This is a genomic window from Vibrio sp. 1288 (assembly GCF_033344475.1).
In genome coordinates this window covers 1-683 of sequence record NZ_JAWPOX010000563.1, presented here as the reverse complement: position 1 = coordinate 683, position 683 = coordinate 1, and the positions used below count along the sequence as shown (strand labels likewise).

Genomic DNA, 683 nt, shown 5'->3' with positions numbered 1-683 from the left:
TGCCTCAAAGTGATGATGACGTAACGGGCATTGCGGCTTATTTCATTCGAAATCGCGTGATTAGCTGGATGGTGTCTTTGATCTTCTTGATTGGTGGTATTGCTGCCTTCTTCGGGTTGGGACGTTTAGAAGATCCGGCCTTTACCATCAAAGATGCGATGGTAGTGACGTCATACCCAGGTGCGACGCCGCAACAAGTGGAAGAAGAAGTGACGTACCCGCTGGAAAAAGCCATCCAGCAACTGACTTACGTTGACGAAGTGAACTCCATTTCCAACCGTGGCTTATCTCAGATCACCGTGACGATGAAAAACAACTATGGTCCCGATGATTTACCACAAATTTGGGATGAATTGCGTCGAAAAGTGAACGACTTAAAAGTCACCTTACCTCCAGGTGTTAATGAGCCTCAGGTTATTGATGACTTCGGTGATGTGTACGGCATCTTGTTGGCAGTGACAGGGGATGGCTACAGCTATAAAGAGTTGCTGGATTATGTCGACTACTTACGCCGTGAACTTGAACTGGTCGATGGCGTCAGCAAGGTTTCTGTCTCTGGTCAGCAGCAAGAGCAAGTCTTTATTGAAGTTTCGATGAAGAAGCTCAGCAGTATTGGTTTGTCGCCAAATACGGTTTTTAACTTGCTGTCCACGCAAAATATTGTGTCTGATGCTGGCGCTATT

General features: G+C 46.4%; 1 protein-coding gene. It reads left to right on the top strand.

Annotation, left to right across the window (positions count from 1 at the left end; all coding sequences use genetic code 11):
* A partial coding sequence (locus tag R8O11_RS28045) for an efflux RND transporter permease subunit (RefSeq protein WP_318194977.1) occupies nucleotides 1-683 on the top strand: 683 nt, incomplete at both ends.